We start from the raw sequence: 4,695 nt of genomic DNA, 5'->3' as shown, positions 1-4,695 counted from the left end.
GTTTTCAACTGTCATTAACATTTCTGACAAATTACCCGGGGTATTCATATCATTGGTTTTAGAAGTGGCTGTAGAATCAGTTCCAGAACTGTTTTCCTTTGTTTCCTTCGATACAGTATCATGAATTTCATTTGGTTGAATAGCTTTCTCATTCTCGCCATTCTCATACGGCTGCAAATTTGAATTTGAACAGCCAAGCAAAAACAAACACGCTATTATAATTAAAGTCTTTTTCATAGCCAATACCCCCTTTTAATTTTTATCTGTAGTTATCATAAAAAATATATATTACAAATTATTTACAACATCATTATAATCTTATAACATTTATGGATATATAATCCAACAAATTTCAACGATTTTCTATAAATTTATTCTCTTATTCCCCAAGAAAGATCAAAAAATAAATTTATTATACCATAACGTTTTAATAGTACTTTAGGCAACTCATAATACATACAATACTCCATTGTTTATAAGTAGTTTGGAGGGGAGTGTCAGCACCTATGCCGCAGGACCAGCCTTTATTAGAATGCCACCGCTAGTAGTTTGATACGTATGAATATATTTGAGAATTGCCTGGGTTGTGTTGCCACCCCACCGACCCCAGCCACCAGCATAAGTACCACTAGCATATAAACCTCTAGAACTAACTTTAAAGTTACTAACTTTAGAATCAGTTAACATTATATCCCGGTCTTAAAAATATTTCTACATCTAATATCACCCTGCCAATGGTTTAATGCAATTTATTATTTTATTTCTTGCATAATTACATTTTATATTAAATATAAGCATTATTGATTTTACTTGCGTAAAAAACTTAAATATAATGTTGCATACGATAAATTCTAGTTATATCAATTAAACGAATTTGTCCTAAATTGTATACGGTTAAGTAATTTGTGTAAATTTTTGCAAGTTAAAGTTTTGTATATTTCATTTTGTTATAACGTTTATTGTTAAAAGTTACCTTGTTTTATACAAAACCAGAAATATCCTTAAGGAAGCAGGGTGATTTAAAATGCTACTTCGTGAAGGTAATATAAGGATTCCGGCAGGATGCGCTATATCGGGCATTATGAATAAAAAAGGCCTTCTGTTTTCAGGGGATGACATAGTAAAGTCCATCGCTCTGATGCATGAACGCTCAAACGGACTGGGAGGAGGCTTTGCCGCATACGGGATATACCCCGAATACAAGGACTTATACGCGTTTCACGTGTTCTATCACCACAGCGGCGCAAAAGAAGATACCGAGACATTTTTAAAGAAACATTTTGACATAAAATTGTCGGGAGAAATCCCCACCAGAAAAGTCCCCTCCATAAAAGATGTTCCCATAATCTGGAGATACTTTGTCCTGCCCAGAGAAGATAAGCTTATGGAATGGGGCTTGGCCGAAGAGGAATTCGTAGTAAGATGTGTCATGAGGATTAACTCAAACATTGACAGCGCTTTTGTGGTATCTAGTGGTAAAAACATGGGAGTTTTCAAAGGGGTGGGGTATCCCGAAGACATAGGCGAATTTTATATGCTGGACACATACAAGGCATACATTTGGACGGCACACGGGAGATTCCCCACCAACACTCCTGGATGGTGGGGTGGTGCCCATCCCTTTACCCTGCTTGACTGGTCAGTGGTCCACAACGGGGAGATCTCATCCTACGACGCAAACAGACGGTGGATCGAAATGTTTGGTTACAAATGCACACTTCAGACCGACACCGAGGTCATCACCTATATATTCGACCTTTTGATACGCAGGCACGGACTCCCCCTTGATATTGTTGTAACCGCACTGGCCGCACCGCTATGGGATGAAATACAGAGGATGGATGACGAGAGACAGGAACTTGTGAAAGCGATACGGGCAGTGTACGGCAGTGCCCTGATCAACGGACCATTTTCCATAATACTGGCCTGCAAAAACGGTATATTGGCTTTAAACGACAGGATAAAGCTTCGCCCGATGGTGGCGGCAACCAAAGGCGATTTCGTGTTTGTCGCCAGCGAGGAATCGGCCATCAGAGCAGTATGTCCACAACCCGACAGGGTATGGGCCCCCATGGGCGGGGAGCCAGTAATTGCTCTACTGGAAGGAGTTGAAGATATATGGCCATAAGCCTTCTTACACCGGAATTCATAATAGAGAGAAACGACGCGCGCTGCATAAGGTGTCAGGTATGCGTAAGGCAGTGCGCAAACCTCGCACACATATATGACCAAGAAGAAGACAGGGTTTTAGCAGACGATTCCAAGTGCGTCAACTGCCACAGATGCGTAACCCTGTGCCCCACCAGGGCAATTACTATAAGGAAAAATCCCCTTGAGTTTAAAGAAAACGCCAGCTGGACGGCAACTGCTATAAGGGAAATATATAAACAGGCAGAAACTGGCGGCATACTGCTTACCGGCATGGGCAACGACAAACCCTACCCCATATACTGGGACAGGATGCTCATAAACGCCAGCCAGGTAACCAATCCATCAATAGACCCGCTGCGCGAGCCCATGGAGCTCAAAACCTTCCTGGGGCGAAAGCCCGAAATGCTTAAGGTTGAAAACGGAAAGCTCAAGGGAAAACTACCACCTCAGCTGGAACTTGAAGTTCCCATCATGTTCTCAGCCATGTCGTTCGGCTCGATAAGCTTTAACGCCTGTCAAGCCCTGGCAATGGCAGCATCTGAGCTGGGCATCATGTACAACACAGGCGAAGGCGGACTTCATAAGAATTTGCGCAAATACGGCAAAAACACCATAGTACAGGTGGCATCGGGTAGGTTTGGCGTTGACCCAGAGTATCTAAACGCCGGAGCAGCCATTGAGATAAAAATCGGCCAGGGCGCAAAGCCCGGCATAGGGGGACATCTCCCGGGTGAAAAGGTGACCGCTCAGATATCCCAAACCAGGATGATCCCTTTAGGTTCCGATGCCATATCCCCTGCTCCCCACCACGATATATATTCAATAGAGGACCTGCGCCAGCTCATATTCTCCCTAAAAGAAGCCACTGATTATCGGAAACCGGTGGCGGTTAAAATCGCAGCGGTCCACAACGTCGCAGCCATATGCTCGGGCATAGCAAGGGCCGGGGCCGATATCATAGTTATCGACGGGTTTAGAGGCGGCACAGGCGCTGCTCCCTTGAGGATACGGGACAACGTTGGAATACCCATCGAGTTTGCATTAGCCGCCGTAGACACCAGGTTAAGGCAGGAAGGCATAAGAAATCAGGTATCGCTGGTTTGTGCGGGAGGCATAAGAAACAGCGCAGATGTTATAAAAGCGATAGCCCTGGGGGCCGATGCCGTCTATATTGGACAGGCAGCCTTAATTGCCATGGGATGCCACATGTGCCAAAAATGCTACACCGGCAAGTGTAACTGGGGTATAGCCACTCAGGACCCCAACCTGGTAAAAAGGCTCAACCCTGAAATTGCCGCCAGAAGGCTTGTCAACCTCATCAAAGCCTGGGCTCACGAGATGAAGGAGATGCTGGGCGGCATGGGGATCAACGCCATCGAAAGCCTGCGCGGCAATAGGTTCATGCTGCGGGGAATAGGGCTAACCTCTAGAGAGCTTGACATACTGGGCATAAAAGCAGCCGGAGAATGAGTCATAGAGGCTTTCAATATAAAATCTAGTTAACCATTGCCATTCATCGCAATAAATAAAACATAACCAAAATTACCGTCTCTAGACTTTAAAATTTTCGCGTGCGGTGCCTCAAAGCATATCCTTTAGTAGGTTATTACAAACCAATCGCCTTTTTAGCAGAAAAATTAATCATCACCGCACAATATATATTTTATAAATATCCTGGTAAAGCGAGGAGTGTTATAGAATGGATAAATCCAATATCACAGCTCCAAAGAAGATATACGCAAAGGAAGATGTGTGTATAGGATGCAGGCTATGCGAGATTCACTGTATAGCCGCCCATTCCAAATACAGACATGACCTTATGGCGTAAATGTTACGGTGATAGACATCATGGACAGGATCATGCCACGGGTATTTGACGAAACAGCCTCTTCAATGGCACTGAAAATGCTCGAAAAGTACGAAGCCAAAGTGTTGCTCAAAACCAGTGTGGAAAAAATCCTCGGCCATCAGGCCGCCATCGGCGTGCTTCTCAAAGACGGAAGGGAAGTCCCCTGCGATTTTATTGTTTTGGCAGCGGGTGTAAGATGCAACACCGACCTTGTCAAAGGCACAAAGCTTAAGATAAACAGAGGAATCATAGTGGACACCATGATGAGGACAAATATCCCTGACGTCTATGCCGCAGGCGATGTGGCCGAGGGATATAACTTCATAGAGGAAAGAAATGCCGAAATCCCAATAATCCCCAACGCTTATAAACAGGGAGAGACGGCAGGGCAGAACATGGCCGGAGCACAAAAAATATTTGATAAGGGGTTTATAATGAATTCAATGCCCCTGCTGGACCTTTCAATTGTGAGTGCCGGCGTGTCAACCCCCGGTGAAGGAATAACCGTAAAAACCATATACAACCAGGAAAAGAACACCTATAAGAAGTTTTATATCAGAGGAAATAATCTGGTCGGCTATCTTTTAATAAATGACATCGACAGAGCCGGTATATATACCGATTTAATCAGGAGAAAGATAGATATATCCTCATTTGAACACCAGCTTGGGAGAGATGACTTCGGCTTTATATAC

General features: G+C 44.0%; 5 protein-coding genes. 4 read left to right on the top strand and 1 reads right to left on the bottom strand.

The window, feature by feature from the left end; translation table 11 throughout:
- Positions 1 to 237 (bottom strand): hypothetical protein (locus FWJ59_RS07970; RefSeq protein WP_414481418.1); only part of this gene is annotated, 237 nt, incomplete at its 3' end.
- 787 nt (positions 238 to 1,024) lie between these two features.
- On the opposite strand from FWJ59_RS07970, the gene FWJ59_RS07965 reads away from it, so the two are divergent.
- From FWJ59_RS07965 to FWJ59_RS07950, 4 genes are all read left to right on the top strand, one after another.
- Positions 1,025 to 2,128: a class II glutamine amidotransferase gene (locus tag FWJ59_RS07965; protein ID WP_414481417.1), complete on the top strand. Its 1,104-nt coding sequence runs from the start codon at positions 1,025 to 1,027 to the stop codon at positions 2,126 to 2,128.
- A complete protein-coding gene (locus FWJ59_RS07960; RefSeq protein WP_414481416.1) occupies positions 2,119 to 3,621 on the top strand; it encodes a glutamate synthase-related protein in 1,503 nt (500 codons plus the stop codon). Before FWJ59_RS07965 ends, FWJ59_RS07960 begins: the two co-directional genes overlap by 10 nt.
- Before the next feature lie 229 nt (positions 3,622 to 3,850).
- Positions 3,851 to 3,979, top strand: coding sequence for a hypothetical protein (locus FWJ59_RS07955; RefSeq protein ID WP_278292822.1), 129 nt, complete (start codon positions 3,851 to 3,853; stop codon positions 3,977 to 3,979).
- A gap of 8 nt (positions 3,980 to 3,987) precedes the next feature.
- The coding region (locus FWJ59_RS07950; protein WP_414481415.1) for an NAD(P)/FAD-dependent oxidoreductase at positions 3,988 to 4,695 on the top strand (708 nt) is incomplete at its 3' end.

The sequence above is a fragment of the Caldicoprobacter sp. genome, assembly GCF_047459465.1.
Classification (GTDB): Bacteria; Bacillota; Clostridia; order Caldicoprobacterales; family Caldicoprobacteraceae; genus Caldicoprobacter.
This window is presented reverse-complemented; position numbering and strand designations above follow the sequence as displayed.

Coding starts and splice junctions, on each gene's coding strand:
- FWJ59_RS07965 (WP_414481417.1), top strand. CDS start 1,025: ATGCTACTTCGTGAAGGTAATATAAGGATTCCGGCAGGATGCGCTATA.
- FWJ59_RS07960 (WP_414481416.1), top strand. CDS start 2,119: ATGGCCATAAGCCTTCTTACACCGGAATTCATAATAGAGAGAAACGAC.
- FWJ59_RS07955 (WP_278292822.1), top strand. CDS start 3,851: ATGGATAAATCCAATATCACAGCTCCAAAGAAGATATACGCAAAGGAA.